Source organism: Streptomyces sp. CB02414 (genome assembly GCF_001905385.1).
In the GTDB taxonomy this organism is placed as follows: domain Bacteria; phylum Actinomycetota; class Actinomycetes; order Streptomycetales; family Streptomycetaceae; genus Streptomyces.
The window spans coordinates 293365-317938 of sequence record NZ_LIPF01000009.1 but is presented as its reverse complement, the minus strand read 5'-3'; the positions used below and the strand labels follow the sequence as shown (position 1 = coordinate 317938).

The following is a 24574-nucleotide window of genomic DNA, read 5'->3' as shown; positions in this document are numbered from 1 at the left end:
GGTGGCCGATCACCCCCTCCTTGGGCGCGGACGGCGGGAGGGGGAGGATGAGGGGGACCGACCAGCACTGACAGCAGCAGTGACTTCAGCAGCGACCGCGGGAGGAAGCACGTGAGCGACTCGGGCACGGCCAGGAGCGTCACCGGCGAGGACGAGGTCGTCGACCTCTGCCGCGAGCTGATCCGGATCGACACCAGCAACTACGGCGACCACTCGGGTCCAGGCGAGCGCAAGGCGGCCGAGTACGTCGCCGAGAAGCTCGCCGAGGTGGGGCTCGAACCGCAGATCTTCGAATCGCACCCCGGCCGAGCCTCCACGGTGGCCCGCATCGAGGGCGAGGACCCGTCCCGGCCCGCGCTGCTCATCCACGGCCACACCGACGTCGTCCCGGCCAACGCGGACGACTGGACCCACCACCCGTTCTCCGGTGAGATCGCCGACGGGTGCGTGTGGGGGCGCGGGGCCGTCGACATGAAGGACATGGACGCGATGACCCTCGCGGTCGTCCGCGACCGGCTGCGCACCGGACGCAAGCCCCCGCGCGACATCGTGCTCGCGTTCCTCGCCGACGAGGAGGCCGGCGGGACCTACGGCGCCAAGCACCTGGTGCGCGAGCACCCGGAGCTGTTCGAGGGCGTCAGCGAGGCGATCGGCGAGGTCGGCGGCTTCTCGTTCACCGTCAACGAGAAGCTGCGGCTCTACCTCGTCGAGACCGCCGAGAAGGGCATGCACTGGATGCGGCTCACCGTCGACGGCACGGCCGGCCACGGCTCGATGACCAACGACGACAACGCGATCACGGAGCTCTGCGAGGCCGTGGCGCGGCTCGGCCGGCACAAGTGGCCGGTCCGGGTCACCAAGACCGTACGGGCCTTCCTCGACGAACTGTCCGACGCGCTCGGCACCGAACTCGACCCCGAGAACATGGAGGAGACCCTCGCCAAACTCGGCGGCATCGCCCGGATGATCGGCACGACCCTGCGCAACTCGGCGGCGCCCACCCAGCTCGGCGCCGGCTACAAGGTCAACGTCATCCCCGGGCAGGCAACCGCGCACGTCGACGGACGCTTCCTGCCCGGCTACGAGGAGGAGTTCCTCGCCGACCTCGACCGCATCCTCGGCCCGCGCGTGCGGCGCGAGGACGTGCATGCCGACAAGGCGCTGGAGACCGACTTCGACGGCCGGCTCGTCGACGCCATGCAGACCGCCCTGCGCGCCGAGGACCCGATCGCGCGCGCGGTGCCCTACATGCTCTCCGGCGGGACCGACGCCAAGTCCTTCGACGATCTCGGCATCCGCTGCTTCGGTTTCGCGCCGCTCAAGCTGCCGCCCGAGCTGGACTTCGCGGGCATGTTCCACGGGGTGGACGAGCGGGTGCCGGTGGAGGGACTGCAGTTCGGCGTGCGGGTGCTCGACCGCTTCATCGACGCGTCCTGATCGATGTGCGCGAATGTTCGGGGTCTATTCGGTCGCGCGTGCGGGATGGGACCGGGAAGGGTGAATACGCTCATAGGCTCGTAGCCTCATTACTCCCTCCTCGTTACAGGTGATGCGATCAGCAACCTGGATCGCTTTTGCCAACTAGGAGGAATAATGCTCAAGAAGGTCGTCGCCGCCGCTGCCGCCACCGGTGGTCTGGTTCTCGCTGGTGCCGGCATGGCCGTCGCCGACTCCGGTGCCCAGGGTGCCGCCGTGCACTCGCCCGGCGTCCTCTCCGGCAACGTCGTTCAGGTGCCCGTTCACGTCCCGGTGAACGTCTGCGGCAACACGGTCTCCGTGATCGGCCTGCTGAACCCCGCCTTCGGCAACGTCTGCATCAACAAGTGACGTTGTGCCTCGCCCCGTGAGGGTCTGAGTCCGTCGGCCCCGGAGCGCCCGCCATGCGCTCCGGGGCCGACGGACTTTGAGAGATTCTCGGGGACGGGAACACGGCAACGGCGGAATTCTCGGCATTCTCGGTGTCACGGGACTAGGGCAAGGCAGGGATTCAGGAAATGCGACAGGTCACCCGCAAGGGCCTGATGACTATGGCGGCGGCCACCGGTGTGATCGCCGCCGCGGGCGGCACCGCCCACGCGGACTCGGGGGCGCACGGCTCCAGTTCGGGTTCGCCCGGCGTGCTGTCCGGCAACACCGTGCAGGCTCCGGTGCACGTGCCGGTGAACGTCTGCGGCAACACGGTCGACGTCGTCGGCATCCTCAACCCGGCGATGGGCAACTCGTGCGCCAACCAGGGCGGCGGGGCGGCCTCCGGCGGATACGGGGACTCCAAGGACCAGTCGGGCACGCACGGGGGCTCGCACGCCGACGGGCACGCCACCGACTCGCCGGGCGTCGGCTCCGGCAACACCGTGCAGGTGCCGGTGCACGTGCCGGTGAACGTGTGCGGCAACAGCGTCGACGTCGTCGGCGCCCTCAACCCGACCACCGGCAACGACTGCGACAACGGGGGTGGCGGAGACCACTCCACGCCGCCCGGGGAGCCGGGTGACCCCGGTGATCCTGGAAACCCGGGTGATCCTGGGGATCCGGGTGACCCTGGGGACCCGAGTAACCCCGGTGACCCGGGCGAAGAAACTCCCGGCGGGTCCTCGGACGGCAACCAGCCGGACACCCAGACCGTCACCCAGCCGCAGGGTGACGCGCAGCTCGCCGAGACCGGCAGTGACCTGCCGCTGGGCCTCGCCCTCCCGGTGGGCGCGGGTGCGCTGCTCGCGGGCACGGTGCTGTACCGCAAGGCGCGCGCCTCGGCGTGACGTGAACCGTGGGCGCGGGGCCGGGTGGCCCGCACGCACGGCGGGCCCCGCACGGCGGGGCCCGCTCCGTTTCCGTCACCCGTGCCCGGCCGAGCCCGGTCACCGGGCTCACCAGGTGGCGCGTACCTGGCGGATGATCCGGCGCCGCAGCCGCACCCTGCGGCTGCCGTCGCGCAGCAGGCTCAGGCGGTACAACTCCCAGTGTCCGTACTCGGCGTGGTCGGTCAGCAGACGCGCGGTCTCCTTGCGGGAAACCCCGCGCGGCACGTACACGTCGACAAATTCGTATTCCGGCATCGAATCTATTGTGCGGGCTGGGGCCCGGTACGGATAGCGTCTGCACTATGTCTGATGCTGCGCAGCCCACCGCTGCCGAGGTACGCGCCGCCGCCGAGGCGGTCAAGACCGCGCTCGACCGCCACCTGGCCGCGGTCGAACGCCGGTCGGGGGAGGACGACCCGGCCGTCTACGACGCGTTCAACCAACTGGCCGCGGCCGCGGAGGCGTACGACGAACTGCTCTACGACCGTTACGACGAGGTCACCCCCTTCGAGATTCCCGGCGCCGACGACTCCCTGCCGCCGTACGACGGACCCGAGGAACCGAGCGCGCTGAGCGTCCTGATCCGCCGTGACTACGCGGTGGCCGAGCCGCAGCGGCTGATGGCCCAGGCACGCCGGGTCGAGGCGGCGGACGACGAGGGGGAGGGCGTGGCGGCCTCCGGCACGGTGCACGGGGCGCTGGGCCTCCTGTTCGGCGAGTTCGAGCCGGACGAGATCGCCTCCCGGCACAAGGAGTTCGGCCTGGAGGAAGGTGACTCCACGCTCTGGGTGACGGCCTCGGACGAGCCGGCGGAACCGGGGGAGTGGCTGGAAGCCCCGTTCGAACAGGTCGACCCGCAACGCGTGGTGTGCCGGTTCGACGTCAGCGCGGTCTTCGACGACGAGTTCGACGACGACCTCGAGGACGAAGAGGAAGAAGACGAAGAGGACGAACTCGACACCGATCTGGACGGGGACGGCGACCTCGACACGGACGAGGACGGCGAGACCGGGCGGCTGGAGGTGGACCGCCGAGGGCCGTGAGCCGCGAGCGGGCGGCCCGGGACGGCGGCGGTCGACGGAGGATGTCCGTCGACCGCCGCCGCCGTCCCGCTCGACCGGGTCAGCCGGACACCGGAACCTGCGGCGCGAGGAGCACCGGCAGGCGGGTCGTGCGCGGCTTGGCCGGAACCTCGGCCACGGCGCGGGGCAGCGCCTGCTCAACGCCCTGCACCACGGACAGATGACGGGCGGCCCGGCCGAACGCCGTGTAGATCCAGGGGCGGCTGAGCGCCTGCACGGCGTCGCCCGGCAGGACCACGACCACCGCGGGCCACCGCCCGCCCACCGCCTGGTGCGCCGTCAGCGCCCAACCGTGCCGTACGGACCGCTCCACCCGCTCCTGCGGTACGACCACGGACTCACCCGCGCACGACAGGTGCAGCCCGTCGGCGTCGGCCTTCACCACCCGGCCCGGCAGCGTACGGCCCGGCACGGGGGAGTGGACGACGCGGTCGCCGGGGTCGAAGCCGCCGAAGCGGCCGGGGCCGGGATTCAGGCGTTGCTTCAGTGCCGCGTTGAGCGCCCGGGTGCCCGCCGCGCCGCCGTGGCCCGGCGTGATCACCTGCGTGTCCTCGGCGGGCACGCCGATCGCACGCGGTACGGAGTCCGCGACGAGCTGGACGGTGCGGTGCACGGCCTCGCCCGCGTCCCGCACCGGCACGATCACGACCTCCTTGTCGGGCGCCTCCACCTGGCCGAGTTCACCGATGCCGATGCCGGAGACCAGTTCGCCGAGCGGGCCGGGGTCCGGAAGCCGGGAGGCGATCTGCGGACAGGCCCGCGCCGCCAGCAGGTCCGCGAAGATCCGTCCCGGCCCCACGGACCACAGCACCGCCGGGTCGCCGGCCAGCACCAGCCGCGCCCCGTCCGGCAGGGATTCCACCAGCAGGGCGCCGGCCTCGACGTCCAGCTGCGGCGCGTCCACCACGACGAGCAGATCGAGGTCCAGCGCGCCGTCGGCGTCCCGCCCCGGCCCCTCGGTGCCGGCCAGCAGCCCGGCCACCGTGACGGCGGGGGCGGGACCGGCGGGGTCGGAGCCCTCCGGGCCGTGGGGTGCGGAGCGGGCGCCGTCGCCCAGGTGGGCGGCGAAGCGGTCGCGGCCGAGCGGACCGGGCGCGGCGGCCCAGGAGCGCAGGCCGAGCGCATGGGCGGCGCGCAGCAGGGCGGCCGGCTCGGCCAGGGACGCCTCGCCGCCGGTGTGCAGGACCAGTCCGTGCCCCGCGACGGCGCGGACGAGGTCGGCGGCGGCACCCTGCGCCGCGTCGGCGGCCCGCTCCCAGTCCGCGGCGGAACCGTCCTCCTTGGGCGCGGAGTTGACCAGCCGAGCCAGGCCGTCCGCGAGGCTCTCCTCGGCGAGCGCGAACCGCTCTAGGCCGATCAGCACCCGGACCGGGCGCTCCTCGTCCTCGTCCGGTGCGTCCGCCTCATCGGGGCCGTCGGTCCCGGCCCCGCCCGGTGCGGTCCCCGCGCGGACGCCGGGCTCGTCCAGCGGGTCCTGGAAGGCCAGCGCCTCGCCCTCGGCGAGCGTGCTCTGCACGGCGGCGTCCGGGTCCGGCACACCTCGCTGGGCCAGCGTGGCCGTCAGCCGCGGCAGCTCCAGGGCCGTGTGTCCGGCCAGGGCCGCCTGCTCCAGCAGCCACACGGTGACCGCACGGCCGCGGCGCTCGTCGTCCGGGCCGCACGCCGCGCCGAGCAGCGACCGGGCGAACCCGTCGGCCTGCTCCGGCCGCACCCCGCCGACCCGCAGCAACTGCCACGGGTCCGCGCGCAGCGCGTCCTGCGCACCCTCGCCGAGCAGAGCCGCGGTCTGCGGTGCGAGCGCCTCGGGAGCGCCGCCCTCGGCCAGTACCCGCCGCACGGCCTGGACGGCGTCCGGCGCGGGAGCAGCGGGCCCGGTGACCTGCCCGGCCTGCACCGGCCGGGGCCGTGGCGCCGGCTCGGGGGCGGGCCGGCGCGGCGCGGGAGCGGGCTCGCCGAAGACCGTGGCCGCGGGCTTCTCGCCGCTCTCCACGGCCCGTACGGCGGCGAGCAGGTCGGCCGCCGTGCCGCTGAGCTTGGCCCCGGCGTCGATCGGCGCCTGCTTCTCGGCCTTCCGTCGCGCGATCCGTTCCCGCTCGACCCGCTGGGCCGCAAGCTCGGCCTCGGCCTCGGAGGCCCGAGCGGCCTCCCCGTCGCCGGCCACCGCTCCGTCCACCGCTCCGTCCACGGCTCCGTCCGGCGCCCCGGAGGCGTCCGTGTCACCCGCCCTCTCGCCGCCGGCCACCGCTCCGTCCACCGCTCCGTCCACGGCTCCGTCCGGCGCCCCGGAGGCGTCCGTGTCACCCGCCCTCTCGCCGCCGGCCTGCCCGGCCTCTGCCGTCGTGCCCGGCGTCTCCGGCCCGGCGTCCACGGTGGCCGTGGGATCCTCGGAGGTGGGCTCGGGCTCCGTGCTCACAGCGTGCTCCAGTCGTGATCGGGATAGCGGTGCACGGGCGCCGACACGTCGTCGAGCGCCCGGCAGATCTCGTCAGGAAGACTAAGGGTCTCCACTGACAACGCCGCCGTGAGCTGCCGCGCGTTGCGCGCACCGATGATCGGGGCGACCACACCGGGCCGGTCCCGCACCCACGCCAGCGCCACCTGGAGCGGCGTCACGGCGAGCCCGTCCGCAGCCGTCGCCACCGCGTCCACGATGTGGCCGGCCGTGTCGTCGAGGTAAGGGGCGACGAAGGGGGCCAGGTGCTCCGAGGCGCCCCGCGAGTCCGGCGGCGTCGCGTCCTTGCGGTACTTGCCCGTGAGGACCCCGCGGCCCAGCGGCGAGGAGGGCAGCAGCCCGATGCCCAGGTCCAGGGCGGCCGGCAGAACCTCGCGCTCGATGCCGCGCTGGAGCAGCGAGTACTCCATCTGCGTGCTCGCGAGCCGGTTCCGCACGCCCGGCGCCGCGAGCTGCCAGGTCGCCGCCTTCGCCAGCTGCCAGCCGCAGAAGTTCGACACGCCCGCGTACCGGGCGCGGCCGCTGCTCACCGCCACGTCGAGGGCGTGCAGCGTCTCCTCCAGCGGAGTGTCCGGGTCGAAGGCGTGCAGGTGCCACACGTCGACGTGGTCCGTGCCCAGGCGGGCCAGCGAGGCGTCCAGCGCGGAGAGCAGGTGGGCGCGCGAACCGTCGAAGCGGCGGTCGGGATCCGGCACGCTGCCCGCCTTGGTCGAGATGACCAGGTCCCGGCGCGGCACCAGGCCCTCCATGAGCCGGCCGAGCAGGTACTCGGCCTCGCCGTCCCCGTACACGTCCGCCGTGTCGACGAGGGTCCCGCCCGCTTCCCAGAAGGTCTTCAAGAGGTCCGCGGCGTCATGCTCGTCCGTGTCCCGGCCCCAGGTCAGGGTGCCGAGACCGATGCGGGACACGCGCAGGCCGGTGCGGCCGAGATGCCTCTGCTCCATGAACGCCGACATTACTGGCCACGGCTTGCGCTGTGGGGGCCTGTGGACAACCGAATTCGCGCGCTAAGGTCGGGGCACAGAACACGTTACTGATCGGTAAGGGGAATCGGCCATGCAGCTCGGGATCAACCTCGGCTACTGGGGTGCCGGAATGGACGCGGACAACCTGGCCGTCGCCCAGGAGGCCGACCGGCTCGGCTACGCCGTCTGCTGGGCCGCCGAGGCCTACGGCTCCGACGCGGCCACCGTGCTCACCTGGGTCGCCGCCCAGACCGAGCGCATCGACGTGGGCTCGGCCATCTTCCAGATCCCGGCCCGCCAGCCCGCGATGACCGCGATGACGGCCGCCACCCTGGACTCCCTCTCCAGGGGCCGCTTCCGGCTCGGCCTCGGCGTCTCCGGCCCGCAGGTCTCCGAGGGCTGGTACGGCGTCAAGTTCGACAGGCCACTCGCCCGCACCCGCGAGTACGTCGAGATCGTGCGCAAGGCGATGACCCGGGAACGGCTCTCCTACGAGGGGCAGCACTGGACGCTGCCGCTGCCCGGCGGCCCCGGCAAGCCGATCAAGCTCACCGTGCACCCGCAGCGCGAGCACATCCCCCTGTACATCGCCGCGATCGGCCCGAAGAACCTGGAGCAGACCGGCGAGATCGCCGACGGCGCCCTGCTGATCTTCCCCTCCGCCGACCACCTGGAGGAGACCGCGGTCAAGCACCTGCGCGCCGGGCGCGAGAAGGCCGGCAAGACCCTCGACGGCTTCGACATCTGCCCGACGCTGCCGCTCGCCCTGGGCGACGACAAGGACGTCACCACGCTCGCCGACACCTTCCGCCCCTACACCGCGCTCTACGTCGGCGGCATGGGCAGCCGCAAGCAGAACTTCTACAACCAGCTCGCCCAGCGCATGGGCTACGAGGCCGAGGCGGCCGAGATCCAGGACCAGTACCTGTCCGGCGACAAGGAGGGCGCCGCCGCGGCCGTACCGCACGAGCTGATCGACCAGACCACCCTCCTCGGCTCCGTCGACCGCATCGCGGACCGGATGAAGGCCTACGCCGCCGCTGGCGTCACCACCCTGACGCTCGCCCCCGCGGGCTTCACCCTGGACGAGCGGCTCGCCGCGCTCCGCGCCGGCACGGAGGCCCTGGAGCGGGCCGGGCTGGCGTAGCGACTCAGGGAAGTTCTGCGGCCGTGGTGGGGGCTCGGGGGTCTTCCCCGCCACGGCCGTCACGGAGAACAACGCGCCCACGCGCGCGTGGTTACGCCTCCTCGCTTCCCGGCGGTCCTTCTTTTGGCTGAGTTGCCCGCCGCACCTGTTGCCGCGCCTCATCTCCCGCACTTGACTCGGTCTTTGCGGAGTCTGCGGAACCTGCGCAACCTTGCAGAGGCAGAGAGGTGCCACCGATGCTTTCGGCCAAGAGTCTTTTCCAGGAGATCCTCGACAACGACGAGTCGTTCCGTCTCTTCTGCTCCATCGCGGCCAGCGGTGAGTCGCAGGGCGGCTGGGAGAACGCGCGCATCGCGGCGCTGGTGCCGGAGAGCGAGCGCGCCCTCGCACCCAAGATCACCCGGCACGGCGCGGACGAGGACAAACACGGGCGGATCTTCAACGCCCTGCTGAAGAAGCGCGGCCTCGAGCCCGTCGAGGTGCCGCCGGAGACCGACTACACCATGCTCCTGGAACGGCACGGCATCGGCCTCGCCCACGAGAAGCTCAAGGCCGACCAGCCGCTGACCGTCCGCGACATCATCACCTACCTGGCGCACAGCAGGGTCACCGAGCAGCGCGCGGCCGAGCAGATGGCGATGCTCCTCAAGCACTTCGGCGACCACCCGGACCTGGGCCGGGCCGTCCGGATGATCTCCGCCGACGAGGACAACCACCTCGCCTACTCCCACGAGGAACTGCTGCGCTACGCCGCCGCCGGACACGGCCGCCACATCCACGCGACGCTGCGCGAGTGCGCGCTCGCCGAGATCCGCGTCCACCGGGACGTCAGTCTCGGCGTCATGGCCCGCATGGGGCGCCTCCTCGGCTGGTCCCGGGCCAGGTCCGCGCTGCTCGCGGCGGGCATCCACGCGGTGTACGCCTACGAGCGGCTGGCCGGCTGGCGCCGCATGGTGACCCTGCGCGCGCCCGAGCGGCGCGACGCGCTCGGCGGACCGGCCACCGCCGCCCCCGAGGTCGCCTGACCGGCACGGCTCCCTCAGAGCCAGCCCCGCCGCTTGAACAGCCGGAAGAGCAGCACCTCCAGCCCGGCCATCAGCACGATCACCGCCGGATAACCCCACTCCCAGCGCAGCTCCGGCATGTGCTCGAAGTTCATGCCGTAGACCCCCGCGACCATCGTGGGGACCGCCGCCATGGCCGCCCACGCGGAGATCTTCCGCATGTCGTCGTTCTGCCGGACGCTGGTCTGCGCCAGGTGCGCCGACAGGATGTCGGAGACCAGCCGGTCCAGGCTCTCCACCGACTCGTTGACGCGCGAGAGGTGGTCGCTGACGTCCCGGAAGAAGGGCCGTGCCTTCTCGTTCACGTACGGCACCCCGGCGCCGAACGCCCCCGTCCCGGCCAGCCGGGCCAGCGGCGGCGCCAGCGGACCCGTCGCCCGGCGGAACTCCAGGATCTGCCGCTTGAAGGTGTAGATCCGCGACGCGGTGTGCCGCGAGCCGCCGCCGTCCGGCGAGAACACCTCCGCCTCCAGCTCCTCCAGGTCGTTCTGCAGCTCCACCGCCACGTCCAGGTAGTGGTCGACGGCGGCGTCCGCTATCGCGTACAGCACCGAGGTGGGCCCCTTGCCGAGCAGCTCGGGCTCGTGCTCCAGACGCTGCCGCACGGCCTTCAGCGGGGAGCCCTCGCCGTGCCGGACGACGACCACGAACGCGTCGCCCAGGAAGATCATGAGTTCGCCGGTGGACACCGCGTCGCTCTCCGGCTCGTACACCACCGGCTTCAGGACGGCGAAGAGCGAGTCCTCGTAGACCTCCAGCTTCGGCCGCTGGTGCGCCTTGAGGGCGTCCTCCACCGCCAGCGGATGCAGCGCGAACTCCTCGGTGACCAGGTCGAACTCCTCCTCGGACGGCTCGTGCAGCCCGATCCAGACGAAGCCGCCCCCGGAGCGCGCCTCACCGAGCGCGTCGGAGAAGTCCTCGGGCCCGTCCGTGCGGTGCCCGTCCCGGTAGATGGCGCAGTCGACGATCACCGAACGCATTCTCCCTCCGCCCCGGCGCCCGCGCACCGGGTCGTATGCCTACCCTGTCCGCATGCCCACGCTGATCCTGGTCAGGCACGGACGTTCCACCGCCAACACCGAGGGGCTGCTCGCCGGCTGGACGCCCGGCGTCGCCCTCGACGAACGCGGGGCCGCGCAGGCCGCCGCGCTGCCCGGCCGCCTCGCCGGCCTGCCCCTGTCCGAGATCGTCACCAGCCCCCTGCAGCGCTGCCAGGAGACGGTCCGGCCCCTGCTCGACGCCCGGCCCGGGCTGCGGGCGCACACCGACGAACGGATCGGGGAGTGCCACTACGGCGACTGGTCCGGCCGCAAGCTCGCCGAACTCAAGGACGAGCCGCTGATGGAGGTGGTCCAGGCGCACCCCTCCGCCGCCGCGTTCCCCGGCGGCGAGTCGATGCGCGCCATGCAGACCCGCGCCGCCGAGGCGGTCCGCGAGTGGAACGCGCGCGTGGAGCGCGACCACGGCGCCGACGCCGTCTACCTCATGTGCTCCCACGGCGACATCATCAAGTCCCTCGTCGCGGAGGCGCTGGGCCTGCACCTCGACCTCTTCCAGCGGATCTCCGTCGAGCCCTGCTCCGTCACCGCGATCCGTTACACCCGGCTGCGCCCGTTCCTCGTCCGCCTCGGCGACACCGGCGACTTCGGCTCGCTGGCCCCGCGCGAGGAGCCGCCCGGCGACGAGGCCACCGTCGGTGGCAGTGCGGGCGCACCGTGATCGTCGGCCGCAGTAGGGTGAAGCGACCGCAGCAGTGACCCACCCCGCCCTTCCCGCTCTTACGACTTCTCATGGAGACAGGACGTGTCCCGTCAGGTGTTCCTCTACGACCAACCGGAACGTTTCGTGGCCGGCACGGTCGGACTGCCCGGGCGCCGTACCTTCTTCCTCCAGGCCTCCGCCGGCTCCCGGGTGACCAGCGTGGCCCTGGAGAAGACCCAGGTGGCCGCTCTCGCCGAGCGCATGGACGAACTCCTCGACGAGGTCGTACGGCGCAGCGGCGGCAGCACCGAGGTCCCCGCCATGGCCCCCACCGGCCCCGCCGACACGGCGCCGCTGGACACCCCCGTCGAGGAGGAGTTCCGGGTCGGCACCATGGCGCTCGCCTGGGACGGCGACGACCAGCGCATGATCGTCGAGGCGCAGGCCCTCGTGGAGCTGGACGCCGAGTCCGAGGAGGACCTGGCGGAGGCCGAGGAGCGGCTCCTCCAGGACGAGGAGAACGGCCCCCCGATGCTCCGGGTCCGCCTCACCGGCGCGCAGGCCAGGGCCTTCGCCAAGCGCGCCCTCGACGTCGTCAACGCCGGGCGGCCGCCGTGCCCGCTGTGCAGCCTCCCGCTCGACCCGGAAGGACACGTATGTCCGCGCCAGAACGGATACCGCCGCGGAGCGTGACCACCGACACGGCGGCCGCCGAGCTGCTCGCCCTGGGCGAGCTGACCGTGCGCGGACGCATCCGGGACGCCTCCAACGCGGCGCTGTACTGCACGGTGACGCACGAGGGGCGCGAGGCGGCCTGCGTCTACAAGCCGGTCGCCGGGGAGCGGCCCCTGTGGGACTTCCCCGACGGCACCCTCGCCCAGCGCGAGGTCGCCGCCTACGAGGTCTCCGAGGCGACCGGCTGGGGCCTGGTCCCGCCGACCGTGCTGCGCGACGGGCCCTACGGCGAGGGCATGGTCCAGCTGTGGATCGAGGCCGTCCCGGAGACGGAACTGCTCGCCCTGGTGGACACCGAGGAGCCCGGCCCCGGCTGGAAGGCGGTCGCCCTGGCCGAGGTCGGCGAGGGACGCACCGCCCTTCTCGTGCACGCCGACGACGAGCGGCTGCGCCGGCTCGCCGTCCTGGACGCCGTGATCAACAACGCCGACCGCAAGGGCGGCCACCTGCTGCCCGCGGCCGGGGAGCGGCTGTACGGCATCGACCACGGCGTCACCTTCCACGCCGAGGACAAGCTGCGCACCCTGCTGTGGGGCTGGGCGGGCGACCCGCTCACCGGGGAGGCCCTGGCGGCGCTCGACGGCCTCAGGGAGGCCCTCAGGGACGGCGGAACCCTGGCGAGCCGTCTCGGCGCCCTCATCACCCTCGCCGAACTCGCCGCCACCCGCGCGCGGGTCGACGCCCTGCTCACGTCCGGCAAGCACCCGGAACCGGGCGGTGAGTGGCCGGCCATCCCGTGGCCCCCCGTGTAGCACCCGACACCGACCCTCCCCTCGGCCACTGCGGCCCCGACACCGCGTCCGGCACGGCCCCAGCGTCTCGGCGCCTGTGCGCCGGCGGCCGAGGGCCCGCGCTTCCGCCGGTGCGGGCCCTGGACGTGCGCCGCCGTGACACACCGGCCGGTGTCGCGCAAGAGTGCCTTACCGGCCATCCGGCCCGGTCCGGTTCGTGTACGGAACATCCGTCCGGTTAGGCTCATGACATGCATGCCTGGCCCGCTTCCGAGGTCCCCGCCCTGCCTGGTCAGGGCCGCGACCTGAGGATCCACGACACCGCGACCGGAGGCCTGGTCACCCTCGACCCCGGTCCCGTCGCCCGCATCTACGTCTGCGGCATCACGCCGTACGACGCCACCCACATGGGGCACGCGGCGACCTACAACGCGTTCGACCTCGTGCAGCGCGTGTGGCTCGACACCAAGCGGCAGGTCCACTACGTCCAGAACGTCACCGACGTCGACGATCCGCTGCTGGAGCGGGCCGTGCGCGACGGCGTCGACTGGACCGCCCTCGCCGAGAAGGAGACCGCCCTCTTCCGCGAGGACATGACGGCGCTGCGGATGCTGCCGCCCCGGCACTACATAGGCGCCGTCGAGGCCATACCCGGGATCGTGCCGCTCGTCGAGCGGCTGCGGGACGCGGGCGCGGCCTACGAGCTCGAGGGCGACACCTACTTCTCGGTCGAGTCCGACCCGCACTTCGGCCAGGTCTCCCACCTGGACGCCGCCGCCATGCGGCTGCTCTCCGCCGAGCGGGGCGGCGACCCGGACCGGCCGGGCAAGAAGAACCCGCTCGACCCGATGCTGTGGATGGCGGCCCGCGAGGGCGAGCCCAGCTGGGACGGCGGCTCGCTCGGCCGCGGGCGCCCCGGCTGGCACATCGAGTGCGTGGCCATCGCCCTCGACCACCTCGGCATGGGCTTCGACGTCCAGGGCGGCGGCTCCGACCTCGCCTTCCCGCACCACGAGATGGGCGCCTCGCACGCCCAGGCCCTCACCGGCGAGTTCCCCATGGCCAAGGCGTACGTCCACGCCGGCATGGTCGGGCTGGACGGCGAGAAGATGTCCAAGTCCAAGGGCAACCTGGTCTTCGTCTCGCAGCTGCGCCGCGAGGGCGTCGACCCCGCCGCCATCCGCCTCACGCTGCTCGCCCACCACTACCGCTCCGACTGGGAGTGGACCGACCAGGTACTGGAGGACGCCCTCGCGCGGGTCGACCGCTGGCGCGCCGCCGTCTCCCGGCCCGACGGCCCGCCCGCCGAGGCGCTGGTCGAGGAGATCCGCGCCGCTCTCGCGAACGACCTGGACTCCCCGGCGGCACTCGACGCCGTCGACCGCTGGGCCGCCCTCCAGCAGGAGAGCGGCGGCACGGACACCGGAGCACCCGGCGTGGTGTCCCGCGCCGTCGACGCGCTGCTCGGCGTCGCCCTGTAGGCACCGGCCGCACACGCGAAGGGGGCGCCTCCCACCGGGAAGCGCCCCCTGTCACGTCGGTTCAGTCCTCCGACGACTCCTCGTCGTCCCCGCTCGCCTTCGGCGGCCGCGGCGGGCGGGTCCGCCCGCTCGGGTTGTCCCGCAGATACGGCGCCCCGGGTGACGCATCCCCGTCCGCCGTGGCGTGACCGCCCGGCTGGCCCGGCCCGGAGCCGTCCCGGCGGCGCAGGTACCGCTCGAACTCGCGGGCGATCGCCTCGCCCGACGCCTCCGGCAGCTCCGCGGTGTCCCGGGCCTCCTCCAGCGACTGGACGTACTCGGCGACCTCGCTGTCCTCGGCGGCCAGCTGATCCACACCCACCTGCCAGGCACGCGCGTCCTCGGGCAGCTCGCCCAGCGGGATGCGCACGTCGATCAGGTCCTCCAGCCGGTTCAGCAGGGCCAGCGTGGCCTTCGGGTTCGGCGGCTGCGACACGTAGTGCGGCACCGCCGCCCACAGCGACACGGCCGGTACGCCCGCGTGCGTGCACGCCTCCTGGAGGATGCCGACGATGCCCGTGGGCCCCTCGTACTTGGTCTCCTCCAGCTCCATGCGCCGCGCCAGGTCGGCGTCGGACGTGGTCCCGCTCACCGGCACCGGACGGGTGTGCGGGGTGTCGCCCAGCAGGGCGCCCAGGACGACCACCAGCTCGACGCCCAGCTCGTGGGCGAAGCCCAGCAGTTCGTTGCAGAACGAGCGCCAGCGCATGGACGGTTCGATGCCGCGGACCAGGACCAGGTCGCGCGGTTTGTCGCCGCCGACCCGGACCACCGACAGCCTGGTCGTCGGCCAGGTGACCTTGCGGACGCCGTCCTCGATGAACACCGTGGGCCGGTTGACCTGGAAGTCGTAGTAGTCCTCCGCGTCCAGCGCCGCGAACACCTCGCCCTTCCACTCCCGGTCGAGATGCGCGACCGCGGTGGAGGCGGCGTCGCCGGCGTCGTTCCAGCCCTCGAACGCGGCCACCATGACCGGGTCGACCAGCTCGGGAACCCCCTCGAGCTCGATCACCCAGCGCCTCCTTCCGACGTGCCCTCGCGTACCCCCCAACCTTACGGCGTGCCGAGGGACCGCCCGCAGCCCCCGTGCACGGGGGAGTGAACGGATCACTGCCCCGTTCCGGCGGGCCGGACACCCCCGCTCAACCGCGCACCCGGCGTGTCCCGTTCGCGGCCGTCCGGACGCCTCACCTGCGTCACGGAACGACCGCGCCCGGCCCCGGGACGACCGGGACCGGGCGCGAACGGCGCGGCGGGGCCTACTTCTTGTCGAGCAGGTCCTGCACCTTCGCCCGCACGTCGTCCGTGGCCAGGCCGCGGATCGTCAGCGTGGTGCGGCGGCGCAGCACGTCGTCGGGCGTCTCGGCCCACTCCTGGTCCCGCGCCCACACGACCTGCGCCCAGATCTCCGGGGCGTCCGGGTGGACACGCTCCGCCAGCTCCGGGGACTCGTTGGCGAGCCGGGCGATGTCGAAGGCCAGCGAACCGTAGTGCGTGGCCAGGTGCCTGGCGGTGTCCGCCGCCATCCGCGGACCGGGCGCCGGGCCGTCCACCAGCAGCCGGTGGGCGACCGCGCGCGGGTTGGCGACGCCGGGCAGCGGCAGCTTCTTCGGCAGCGTGGAGACCGGCTCGAAGTCGTCGCCGAGGGGGTGGCCCGGCAGCGCCTCCAGCTTCTTCATCACCGTACGGCCGATGTGGCGGAAGGTGGTCCACTTGCCGCCCGCGACGGACAGCATGCCGCCCCGGCCCTCGCTGACCACCGTCTCGCGCTTGGCCTTCGCGGTGTCACCGGGGCCGCCCGGCAGCACCCGCAGACCCGCGAAGGAGTACGTGATCAGGTCCCGGTCGAGCTGCTGGTCGCGGATGGAGAACGCGGCCTCGTCGAGGATCTGAGCGGTGTCCTTCTCGTTGACCGCGACGTCCGCCGGGTCGCCCTCGAACTCCTCGTCGGTCGTGCCGAGCAGCAGCATGTCCTCCCAGGGGAGGGCGAAGGTGATGCGGTACTTGTCGATGGGGGTCGCCAGCGCCGCCCGCCAGGGCGCCGTGCGCTTGAGCACCAGGTGCGCGCCCTTGGACAGGCGGATGGACGGCGCCGCGTTCGGGTCCTCCATGCGGCGCAGGTGGTCGACCCAGGGGCCGGTGGCGTTGAGCACCAGGCGCGCGTTCACGCCGAACTCGTCGCCGGTCAGCCGGTCCTTCAGCTCGGCGCCGGTCACCCGGCCCTTGGTGAAGCGCAGACCGGTGACCTCGGCGTGGTTGAGGACGACCGCGCCCGAGTCGACCGCCGCGCGGACGGTCATCAGCGCCATGCGGGCGTCGTTCATCTGGTCGTCGCCGTACACGGCCACGGCCTTCAGGTTGTCGGTGCGCAGCTCCGGCACGTCCTGCGCGGCCTTGGCCGGGGAGAGCAGGTGGCCGACGCCGTCGCCGAAGGCGGACAGCGCCGAGTACGCGAAGACACCCGCGCCCAGCTTCGCCGCGCCGTGCGGCCCGCCCTTGTACACGGGGAGGTAGAAGGTGAGCGGGTTCGCCAGGTGGGGGGCCACCTGGCGGGAGACCGCACGGCGCTCGAAGTGGTTCTCCGCCACCAGCTTCACCGCGCCGGTCTGCAGGTAGCGCAGACCGCCGTGGAGCAGCTTGGAGGAGGCGGAGGAGGTGGCGCCGGCGAAGTCGCCGGCGTCGACCACGGCCACCCTGAGGCCGGACTGCGCGGCGTGCCAGGCGGTGGAGATGCCCAGGATGCCGCCGCCGATCACGAGGAGGTCGTACGACGCCTTGGAGAGCTGCTCCCGGGTCTCGGCCCGGCCCGGGTTCGAGCCGGAGGCCGGGTGCGTCCCCAGGGCAGGCACGGACTGCAGGGTGGACTGCGTGGTCATGGTGGTTCTTACTCCTCGTCCTCGAGCCAGCCCATGGTCCGCTCGACGGCCTTGAGCCAGCTCTTGTACTCACGGTCGCGGGTCTCCGCGTCCATGCGGGGGGTCCACTCGGCGGCCCGGCGCCAGTTGGCGCGCAGGTCGTCGGTGCTGTTCCAGAAGCCGACGGCCAGGCCGGCGGCGTAGGCGGCGCCGAGGCAGGTGGTCTCGGCGACCATCGGGCGCACCACGGGGGCGTCCACGAAGTCGGCGAGGGTCTGCATCAGCAGGTTGTTGGAGGTCATGCCGCCGTCGACCTTGAGGGCGGTCAGCTCCACACCGGAGTCCTTCGTCATGGCGTCCGCGATCTCCCGCGTCTGCCAGGCGGTGGCCTCCAGGACGGCGCGCGCGAGGTGCGCCTTGGTGACGTACCGGGTCAGGCCGGCGATCACACCGCGGGCGTCGGAGCGCCAGTACGGGGCGAACAGGCCGGAGAAGGCCGGCACGAAGTAGGCGCCGCCGTTGTCCTCGACCTGCATCGCCAGGGTCTCGATCTCGGCGGCGGTGGAGATCAGGCCCATCTGGTCGCGCATCCACTGCACCAGCGAACCGGTGACCGCGATCGAGCCTTCCAGGGCGTAGACCGTGTCCTGGTCGCCGATCTTGTAGCCGACCGTGGTCAGCAGGCCCGAGTAGGAGTTGATGAGCTTGTCACCGGTGTTCATCACCATGAAGGTGCCGGTGCCGTACGTCGACTTCGTCTCGCCCTCGGAGAAGCAGGTCTGGCCGAACAGGGCCGCCTGCTGGTCGCCGAGCGCGGACGCGACGGGGATGCCGCCGAGCAGCTCGCCGAGCCTGCCGCCCGTGATCTCGCCGTAGACCTCGGCGGAGGAGCGGATCTCGGGGAGCATCTGCGTCGGCACGCCGATGGACTCGGCGATCTTCTCGTCCCACTGCATGGTGTGCAGGTTCATCAGCATGGTGCGGGAGGCGTTGGTGACGTCGGTGACGTGCTTGCCGCCGTTCACCCCGCCGGTCAGGTTCCAGATGACCCAGGTGTCCATGGTGCCGAAGAGCAGGTCGCCCGCCTCGGCGCGCTCGCGCAGACCGTCGACGTTGTCGAGCAGCCAGCGGGCCTTGGGGCCGGCGAAGTAGGAGGCGAGGGGCAGGCCGGTCTCGCGGCGGAAGCGGTCCTGGCCGACGTTGCGGCCGAGCTCCTTGCACAGGGCGTCGGTGCGGGTGTCCTGCCAGACGATGGCGTTGTGGACGGGCTCACCGGTGTTCTTGTCCCAGACGAGGGTGGTCTCGCGCTGGTTGGTGATGCCGATGGCCTTGATGTCGTCGCGGGTGATGCCGGCCTTCTCGACCGCTGAGGCGACGACCTCCTGGACGTTGGTCCAGATCTCGGTCGCGTCGTGCTCGACCCAGCCCGGCTTCGGGAAGATCTGCTCGTGCTCCTTCTGGTCGACGGAGACGATGCGCCCGTCCCGGTCGAAGACGATGCAGCGGGAGGAGGTCGTGCCCTGGTCGATGGCGGCGATGAAGGGGCCTGCGGTGTGGGCGTCGGTCACTGTGTGCTCCTGGGTTTCCGTGGTGTGGCGGCCGGTGCGTACGGCGCGTGTGCTGCGGCTCGATGATGGCCGAGCGGAGGCCCGCTCAGGCGAACGCGACGTTGTAGACACCTCCGGCGAGCGCACCGCCGATCAGCGGACCGGCGACCGGGATCCAGGCGTAGGCCCAGTCGGAGCCGCCCTTGTTGGGCAGCGGCAGCAGCGCGTGCACGATGCGCGGGCCGAGGTCGCGGACCGGGTTGATCGCGTAGCCCGTCGGGCCACCGAGCGACAGACCGATCGAGACCACGACGAACGCGGTGATCAGGGCACCCAGGACACCGAGGCCGTTGCCCGCGTCGTTCAGGCCCTGGGTCAGGATGGCGAGCAGCAGGACGAAGGTGCCGATGATCTCCGTGGCGAGGTTCTGGACCGTGTGCCGGATCTCCGGGCCGGTGGAGAAGACGCCCAGGACCGGGCCGGCGCCCTTCTCCTGCGCCTCGACGGACTTGGCCGCCGTGTCCTGCGCGCCGGGGCCGCCGACGATCTCGCGGTCGGTGAGGTGGGCCTGGAACTGGCCGTAGTAGGCGATCCAGACCAGGACCGCGCCGATCATGGCGCCGAGGAGCTGACCCGCGAAATAGGTCGGCGTGTTGCCCCAGTCGCCGTCCTTGACCGCGATGCCGACCGTCACGGCGGGGTTGAGGTGGGCGCCGGAGAGCGGACCCGATATGTACGCCGCCGTCATGACCGCGAAGCCCCACCCGAAGGCGATGGCGAGCCAGCCGGCGTTGCGGGCCTTGGAGGCCTTGAGCGTCACGGCGGCACAGACACCGCCGCCGAGCAGGATGAGTATGGCGGTACCGATGGTCTCGCCGATGAAGATGTCGGAGCTGGACACCCGCGACTCCTTTGTCCTTCGTCCAGGGGAAGCCGAACCCCGGGTCCCTCCGGGTGTTCCGGCGCCCTCGGTGTGAGAGCGATGGCGGCCCTTGGCGTTGTCACACTCTAACGCGTATTGCCGGTAGGTGTTCGACAATGCCGACCGATGGACGCGAGTCTCGCCGTGGCGTCACGCATGCGTCAAGAGCTGTGTTATCGAAAGCACGATCGTTATTGATCGTCGCGGGCTATCGATCACGCCGCGGGACGGTCACCCGGGAAACACCAGGGGCCGGAACGCCCTCTGGCGTCCCGGCCCCTGCCCGTACCCTGCTAGAACCGCCCGGCGCCCAGGTCCCGCGACACCGCGCGGGCGCAGTCCCGTACCGCCGCGACCAGCTCGGGGCGCAGCTCGCCCTCCCGGCACAGCCGTTCCACGGCGCCCGTGATGCCGACCGCGCCGACCGGCATGCGCCTGCGGTCGTGGATGGGGGCGGCGATGGACGCGACGCCCTCCCAGGTCTCCTCCACGTCCGCCGCGTAGCCCCGCGCGCGCGTGATGTCGAGGATGTGCTCGAACCCGTCCGGCTCGCACACGGTCCGGTCGGTGTACGCCTTGCGGTCGGCCTCCAGCGCCTCGCTGTGCGCGACCGGGTCGTACGCCGAGAGCACCTTGCCCAGCGCCGTGGAGTGCAGCGGCTGCATGGCGCCGATCTCCAGCACCTGCCGGCTGTCGTCGGGACGGAAGACGTGGTGCACGATCAGTACGCCCTGCTGGTGCAGGACCCCGAGGTGGACGCTCTCCCCGCTGGAGCGCGCCAGGTCGTCCGTCCACACCAGGGCGCGCGCCCGCAGTTCGTGCACGTCGAGGTAGGTCGTCCCCAGGCGCAGCAGCTCGGCGCCCAGCTGATAGCGCCCGGAAGCCCCGTCCTGCTCCACGAAGCCCTCCTGCTGGAGGGTGCGCAGGATGCCGTGCGCGGTGCCCTTGGCCAGACCCAGCGACGAGGCGATGTCCGACAGGCCGAGCCGCCGCTCACCGCCCGCGAGCAGGCGCAGCATCGCGGCCGCTCGTTCGAGCGACTGGATGTTCCGTGCCATCGACGTACTGCCTCCGTCCCCTTCGACTGCCGACCTCGGCGTCGCTGACGTCGTTCGGCAATGCCGAACACTACCGGTCCATGCCGACCTCCCGCTAATGGTCGGCGGGCAACTGTTGCACTCCGGCCGGATCCGGTCGCCCGGACCACCCGTCCGATGGCCGCTCCAGGAGGGCCGCCGGGCCGTTCACCGGCACATCCCCCGGGGCCGGAAAGTCACCCCTTCGGCGGGGTCCCGACCCGCCATCCTCGTCCGTCACGTGGACTCCTCGACCACCGGCCTCCGGTCCCGGCTACCCTGGCGGCGTGCGTTCTCTCCCGGGGACGTTCCCCATGGACGGAACCGGGCAGCGCAAAGCCGACAGCCGTCGCATCCTAGGGAGCCCTTTCATGGCCTCGTCGCCATCCACCCCGCCCGCCGACACCCGGACCCGCGTGTCCGCCCTCCGAGAGGCCCTCGCCACCCGCGTGGTGGTCGCCGACGGCGCGATGGGCACCATGCTCCAGGAGCAGAACCCGACGCTGGACGACTTCCAGCAGCTGGAGGGCTGCAACGAGGTCCTCAACGTCACCCGCCCGGACATCGTGCGCTCGGTGCACGAGGAGTACTTCGCCGCCGGCGTGGACTGCGTGGGCACCAACACCTTCGGCGCGAACCACTCCGCGCTCGGCGAGTACGACATCCCCGAGCGCGTCCACGAGCTGTCCGAGGCCGGTGCCCGGGTGGCCCGCGAGGCAGCCGACGCGTTCGCCGCCCGAGACGGACGGCAACGCTGGGTCCTCGGCTCGATCGGCCCCGGCACCAAACTGCCCACCCTCGGCCACGCCCCGTACACCGTCCTGCGCGACGCCTACCAGCGCAACGCCGAGGGCCTGGTCGCGGGCGGCGCGGACGCGCTGCTGGTGGAGACCACGCAGGACCTCCTGCAGACCAAGGCTTCCGTGCTCGGCGCCCGGCGCGCCCTGGACGCCCTCGGTCTCGACCTGCCCGTCATCGTGTCCGTGACCGTCGAGACCACCGGCACCATGCTGCTGGGCTCGGAGATCGGCGCCGCGCTGACCGCGCTGGAGCCGCTCGGCATCGACATGATCGGCATGAACTGCGCGACCGGCCCGGCGGAGATGAGCGAGCACCTGCGCTACCTCGCCCGCCACTCCCGCGTCCCGCTGTCGTGCATGCCCAACGCCGGTCTGCCCGTCCTCGGCAAGGACGGCGCGCACTACCCGCTGACCGCGCCGGAGCTGGCGGACGCGCAGGAGACGTTCGTGCGGGAGTACGGGCTGTCGCTGGTGGGCGGCTGCTGCGGCACCACGCCCGAGCACCTGCGCCAGGTCGTCGAGCGGGTCCGGGGCACCGCCCCCGCTGAGCGGCACCCGCGCCCCGAGCCCGGCGCCGCCTCGCTGTACCAGACCGTGCCGTTCCGGCAGGACACCTCCTACCTGGCGATCGGTGAGCGGACGAACGCGAACGGCTCGAAGAAGTTCCGTGAGGCCATGCTGGAGGGCCGCTGGGACGACTGCGTGGAGATGGCCCGCGACCAGATCCGCGAGGGCGCGCACATGCTGGACCTGTGCGTGGACTACGTGGGCCGCGACGGCGTGGCCGACATGGAGGAGCTGGCGGGCCGGTTCGCGACGGCCTCGACGCTGCCGGTCGTGCTGGACTCCACCGAGGTCGACGTCATCCAGGCCGGTCTGGAGAAGCTCGGCGGCCGCGCGGTGATCAACTCGGTGAACTACGAGGACGGCGCGGGTCCGGAGTCCCGGTTCGCGCGTGTCACCACGCTGGCGCGTGAGCACGGTGCGGCGCTGATCGCGCTGACGATCGACGAGGAGGGGCAGGCGCGGACGGCGGAGAAGAAGGTCGAGATCGCCGAACGGTTGATCGACGACCTGACCGGCAACTGGGGCATCCACGAGTCGGACATCCTCGTGGACTGTCTGACCTTCACCATCTGCACCGGCCAGGAGGAGTCCCGCAAGGACGGACTCGCCACCATTGAGGGCATCCGCGAGCTGAAGAGGCGGCACCCGGACGTGCAGACCACGCTCGGTCTGTCGAACATCTCCTTCGGCCTGAATCCGGCCGCCCGGATCCTGTTGAACTCGGTCTTCCTGGACGAGTGCGTGAAGGCGGGCCTGGACTCGGCGATCGTGCACGCCTCGAAGATCCTGCCGATCGCCCGGTTCGACGAGGAGCAGGTCACCACCGCCCTCGACCTGATCTACGACCGCCGCCGCGAGGGCTACGACCCCCTCCAGAAGCTGATGCAGCTCTTCGAGGGCGCCACCGCCAAGTCCCTGAAGGCGTCCAAGGCCGAGGAACTGGCCGCGCTGCCGCTGGAGGAGCGGCTCAAGCGCCGCATCATCGACGGCGAGAAGAACGGCCTGGAGGCCGACCTGGACGAGGCTCTGACCGAGCGTCCGGCCCTGGACATCGTCAACGACACGCTGCTCGACGGCATGAAGGTCGTCGGTGAGCTGTTCGGCTCCGGGCAGATGCAGCTGCCGTTCGTGCTCCAGTCCGCCGAGGTCATGAAGAGCGCGGTGGCCCATCTGGAGCCGCACATGGAGAAGACCGACGACGACGGCAAGGGCACCATCGTGCTGGCCACCGTCCGCGGCGACGTCCACGACATCGGCAAGAACCTCGTCGACATCATCCTGTCCAACAACGGCTACAACGTCGTCAACCTCGGCATCAAGCAGCCGGTCTCCGCGATCCTGGAAGCGGCCGGCGAGCACAAGGCCGACGTCATCGGCATGTCCGGCCTCCTGGTCAAGTCCACGGTGATCATGAAGGAGAACCTGGAGGAGCTCAACCAGCGGGGACTGGCCGCCGACTACCCCGTCATCCTCGGCGGCGCCGCCCTCACCCGCGCCTACGTCGAACAGGACCTCCACGAGGTCTACGACGGCGAGGTCCGCTACGCCCGCGACGCCTTCGAGGGCCTGCGCCTGATGGACGCCCTGATCGGCATCAAGCGCGGCGTGCCCGGCGCCAAGCTCCCAGAGCTCAAGCAGCGCCGGGTCAGGGCGGCCACCGTCGAGATCGAGGAGCGGCCCGAGGAAGGGCACGTGCGCTCGGACGTGGCCACCGACAACCCCGTCCCCGAGCCGCCCTTCTGGGGCACGCGCGTGATCAAGGGCATCCAGCTCAAGGAGTACGCCTCCTGGCTCGACGAGGGCGCACTCTTCAAGGGCCAGTGGGGCCTCAAGCAGGCCCGCACCGGCGAGGGCCCCTCGTACGAGGAACTGGTCGAGACCGAGGGACGGCCGCGGCTGCGCGGTCTCCTGGACCGCCTCCAGACGGACAACCTCCTGGAGGCGGCCGTCGTCCACGGCTACTTCCCCTGCGTCTCCAAGGACGACGACCTGATCGTCCTCGACGACGACGGCAACGAGCGCACCCGCTTCACCTTCCCGCGCCAGCGCCGCGGCCGGCGGCTGTGCCTGGCCGACTTCTTCCGCCCGGAGGAGTCCGGCGAGACCGACGTCGTCGGCTTCCAGGTCGTCACCGTCGGCTCCCGCATCGGCGAGGAGACGGCCCGCATGTTCGAGGCCAACGCCTACCGCGACTACCTCGAACTCCACGGCCTGTCCGTCCAGCTCGCCGAGGCCCTCGCCGAGTACTGGCACGCCCGCGTCCGCGCCGAACTCGGCTTCGGCGGTGAGGACCCGGCCCAGATGGAGGACATGTTCGCCCTGAAGTACCGGGGCGCCCGCTTCTCCCTCGGCTACGGAGCCTGCCCGGACCTGGAGGACCGCGCCAAGATCGCCGACCTGCTCCAGCCGGAACGCATCGGCGTCCACCTGTCGGAGGAGTTCCAGCTCCACCCCGAGCAGTCCACCGACGCCATCGTGATCCACCACCCGGAGGCCAAGTACTTCAACGCCCGCTAGGAGCTCGGCACGGTCTCAGCACAGCTCCACGGGCCACACCAGGCGATCCCGTCCCGCACGACGTACACTGGTCGGTCCACTGCAGGCCGGTTCCC

The 24574-nt window shown here is 72.2% G+C and carries 20 protein-coding genes; 11 read left to right on the top strand and 9 right to left on the bottom strand.

The genetic code is table 11. The annotated features are described in order from the left end of the window. The first annotated feature begins 111 nt into the window (after positions 1-111). The 3 genes from AMK11_RS28640 to AMK11_RS28630 all read left to right on the top strand — a co-directional run bounded on the left by AMK11_RS28640 (position 112) and on the right by AMK11_RS28630 (position 2756). Complete coding sequence (locus AMK11_RS28640; protein ID WP_073730969.1) at positions 112-1437, top strand: M20/M25/M40 family metallo-hydrolase; 1326 nt, start codon at positions 112-114, stop codon at positions 1435-1437. Positions 1438-1593: 156 nt separating this feature from the next. Further along, the gene (gene chpH, locus AMK11_RS28635; protein WP_055416097.1) at positions 1594-1827 is read left to right on the top strand and encodes a chaplin ChpH; all 234 of its coding nucleotides are present in this window, start codon (positions 1594-1596) and stop codon (positions 1825-1827) included. A gap of 167 nt (positions 1828-1994) precedes the next feature. Continuing rightward, the gene (locus AMK11_RS28630; RefSeq protein WP_073730968.1) at positions 1995-2756 is read left to right on the top strand and encodes a chaplin; all 762 of its coding nucleotides are present in this window, start codon (positions 1995-1997) and stop codon (positions 2754-2756) included. Positions 2757-2864: 108 nt separating this feature from the next. Here the strand turns inward: AMK11_RS28630 and AMK11_RS28625 are convergent, their stop codons facing one another. Beyond that, entirely contained in the window at positions 2865-3053 is a 189-nt protein-coding gene (locus AMK11_RS28625) for a DUF5703 family protein (protein WP_030244084.1), read from the bottom strand. A 47-nt stretch (positions 3054-3100) separates the two neighbouring features. On the opposite strand from AMK11_RS28625, the gene AMK11_RS28620 reads away from it, so the two are divergent. Continuing rightward, entirely contained in the window at positions 3101-3841 is a 741-nt protein-coding gene (locus AMK11_RS28620) for a hypothetical protein (protein WP_073730967.1), read from the top strand. A 79-nt stretch (positions 3842-3920) separates the two neighbouring features. On the opposite strand, the gene AMK11_RS28615 is transcribed toward AMK11_RS28620, so the two are convergent. Together AMK11_RS28615 and AMK11_RS28610 are read right to left on the bottom strand one after the other, a co-directional pair. After that, positions 3921-6293, bottom strand: a complete 2373-nt coding sequence (locus tag AMK11_RS28615) for a helix-hairpin-helix domain-containing protein (protein ID WP_073730966.1) — start codon at positions 6291-6293, stop codon at positions 3921-3923. Continuing rightward, positions 6290-7276 carry an aldo/keto reductase gene (locus AMK11_RS28610; RefSeq protein ID WP_073731084.1) on the bottom strand — a complete coding sequence of 329 codons (987 nt, stop codon included), beginning with the start codon at positions 7274-7276 and terminating at the stop codon, positions 6290-6292. Before AMK11_RS28610 ends, AMK11_RS28615 begins: the two co-directional genes overlap by 4 nt. A gap of 112 nt (positions 7277-7388) precedes the next feature. On the opposite strand from AMK11_RS28610, the gene AMK11_RS28605 reads away from it, so the two are divergent. Then, positions 7389-8444 (top strand): LLM class F420-dependent oxidoreductase, encoded by a 1056-nt coding sequence (locus tag AMK11_RS28605; protein ID WP_073730965.1) that lies wholly within the window; start codon positions 7389-7391, stop codon positions 8442-8444. A 236-nt stretch (positions 8445-8680) separates the two neighbouring features. Next, on the top strand, positions 8681-9469 hold the full coding sequence (locus AMK11_RS28600) for a hypothetical protein (protein WP_073730964.1): 789 nt from the start codon (positions 8681-8683) through the stop codon (positions 9467-9469). Between the two features lie 14 nt (positions 9470-9483). On the opposite strand, the gene corA is transcribed toward AMK11_RS28600, so the two are convergent. Further along, complete coding sequence (gene corA, locus AMK11_RS28595; RefSeq protein ID WP_073731083.1) at positions 9484-10479, bottom strand: magnesium/cobalt transporter CorA; 996 nt, start codon at positions 10477-10479, stop codon at positions 9484-9486. 61 nt (positions 10480-10540) lie between these two features. On the opposite strand from corA, the gene AMK11_RS28590 reads away from it, so the two are divergent. From AMK11_RS28590 to mshC, 4 genes are all read left to right on the top strand, one after another. After that, the gene (locus tag AMK11_RS28590) at positions 10541-11227 is read left to right on the top strand and encodes a histidine phosphatase family protein (RefSeq protein ID WP_073730963.1); all 687 of its coding nucleotides are present in this window, start codon (positions 10541-10543) and stop codon (positions 11225-11227) included. A gap of 84 nt (positions 11228-11311) precedes the next feature. Next, positions 11312-11902, top strand: coding sequence for a DUF3090 domain-containing protein (locus tag AMK11_RS28585; RefSeq protein ID WP_073730962.1), 591 nt, complete (start codon positions 11312-11314; stop codon positions 11900-11902). Next, entirely contained in the window at positions 11866-12696 is an 831-nt protein-coding gene (locus tag AMK11_RS28580; RefSeq protein WP_073730961.1) for an SCO1664 family protein, read from the top strand. The genes AMK11_RS28585 and AMK11_RS28580 overlap by 37 nt, the downstream gene beginning before the upstream one ends. 230 nt (positions 12697-12926) lie before the next feature. Next, positions 12927-14156: a cysteine--1-D-myo-inosityl 2-amino-2-deoxy-alpha-D-glucopyranoside ligase gene (gene mshC, locus AMK11_RS28575; protein ID WP_073730960.1), complete on the top strand. Its 1230-nt coding sequence runs from the start codon at positions 12927-12929 to the stop codon at positions 14154-14156. Between the two features lie 61 nt (positions 14157-14217). Here the strand turns inward: mshC and AMK11_RS28570 are convergent, their stop codons facing one another. From AMK11_RS28570 to AMK11_RS28550, 5 genes are all read right to left on the bottom strand, one after another. After that, the gene (locus AMK11_RS28570) at positions 14218-15207 is read right to left on the bottom strand and encodes a PAC2 family protein (protein ID WP_073730959.1); all 990 of its coding nucleotides are present in this window, start codon (positions 15205-15207) and stop codon (positions 14218-14220) included. A gap of 247 nt (positions 15208-15454) precedes the next feature. Beyond that, positions 15455-17071: a glycerol-3-phosphate dehydrogenase/oxidase gene (locus AMK11_RS28565; RefSeq protein WP_073730958.1), complete on the bottom strand. Its 1617-nt coding sequence runs from the start codon at positions 17069-17071 to the stop codon at positions 15455-15457. 8 nt (positions 17072-17079) lie between these two features. Beyond that, the gene (gene glpK / locus AMK11_RS28560; RefSeq protein ID WP_073730957.1) at positions 17080-18618 is read right to left on the bottom strand and encodes a glycerol kinase GlpK; all 1539 of its coding nucleotides are present in this window, start codon (positions 18616-18618) and stop codon (positions 17080-17082) included. Positions 18619-18703: 85 nt separating this feature from the next. Continuing rightward, positions 18704-19498 carry an MIP/aquaporin family protein gene (locus tag AMK11_RS28555; protein ID WP_073730956.1) on the bottom strand — a complete coding sequence of 265 codons (795 nt, stop codon included), beginning with the start codon at positions 19496-19498 and terminating at the stop codon, positions 18704-18706. A gap of 314 nt (positions 19499-19812) precedes the next feature. After that, positions 19813-20577 (bottom strand): IclR family transcriptional regulator, encoded by a 765-nt coding sequence (locus AMK11_RS28550; protein ID WP_073730955.1) that lies wholly within the window; start codon positions 20575-20577, stop codon positions 19813-19815. A 389-nt stretch (positions 20578-20966) separates the two neighbouring features. Here AMK11_RS28550 and metH point away from each other — a divergent pair, with 389 nt between their 5' ends. Beyond that, complete coding sequence (gene metH / locus AMK11_RS28545) at positions 20967-24479, top strand: methionine synthase (protein ID WP_073730954.1); 3513 nt, start codon at positions 20967-20969, stop codon at positions 24477-24479. Positions 24480-24574 lie beyond the last annotated feature (95 nt).

Bases quoted from the DNA above. Each gene is read 5' to 3' on its own strand.
- AMK11_RS28565 (WP_073730958.1), bottom strand. From the start codon at position 17,071: ATGACCACGCAGTCCACCCTGCAGTCCGTGCCTGCCCTGGGGACGCAC.
- AMK11_RS28630 (WP_073730968.1), top strand. From the start codon at position 1,995: ATGCGACAGGTCACCCGCAAGGGCCTGATGACTATGGCGGCGGCCACC.
- AMK11_RS28600 (WP_073730964.1), top strand. From the start codon at position 8,681: ATGCTTTCGGCCAAGAGTCTTTTCCAGGAGATCCTCGACAACGACGAG.
- chpH (WP_055416097.1), top strand. From the start codon at position 1,594: ATGCTCAAGAAGGTCGTCGCCGCCGCTGCCGCCACCGGTGGTCTGGTT.
- AMK11_RS28550 (WP_073730955.1), bottom strand. From the start codon at position 20,577: ATGGCACGGAACATCCAGTCGCTCGAACGAGCGGCCGCGATGCTGCGC.
- AMK11_RS28610 (WP_073731084.1), bottom strand. From the start codon at position 7,276: ATGGAGCAGAGGCATCTCGGCCGCACCGGCCTGCGCGTGTCCCGCATC.
- AMK11_RS28580 (WP_073730961.1), top strand. From the start codon at position 11,866: ATGTCCGCGCCAGAACGGATACCGCCGCGGAGCGTGACCACCGACACG.
- AMK11_RS28625 (WP_030244084.1), bottom strand. From the start codon at position 3,053: ATGCCGGAATACGAATTTGTCGACGTGTACGTGCCGCGCGGGGTTTCC.
- AMK11_RS28590 (WP_073730963.1), top strand. From the start codon at position 10,541: ATGCCCACGCTGATCCTGGTCAGGCACGGACGTTCCACCGCCAACACC.
- metH (WP_073730954.1), top strand. From the start codon at position 20,967: ATGGCCTCGTCGCCATCCACCCCGCCCGCCGACACCCGGACCCGCGTG.
- AMK11_RS28620 (WP_073730967.1), top strand. From the start codon at position 3,101: ATGTCTGATGCTGCGCAGCCCACCGCTGCCGAGGTACGCGCCGCCGCC.
- mshC (WP_073730960.1), top strand. From the start codon at position 12,927: ATGCATGCCTGGCCCGCTTCCGAGGTCCCCGCCCTGCCTGGTCAGGGC.
- AMK11_RS28605 (WP_073730965.1), top strand. From the start codon at position 7,389: ATGCAGCTCGGGATCAACCTCGGCTACTGGGGTGCCGGAATGGACGCG.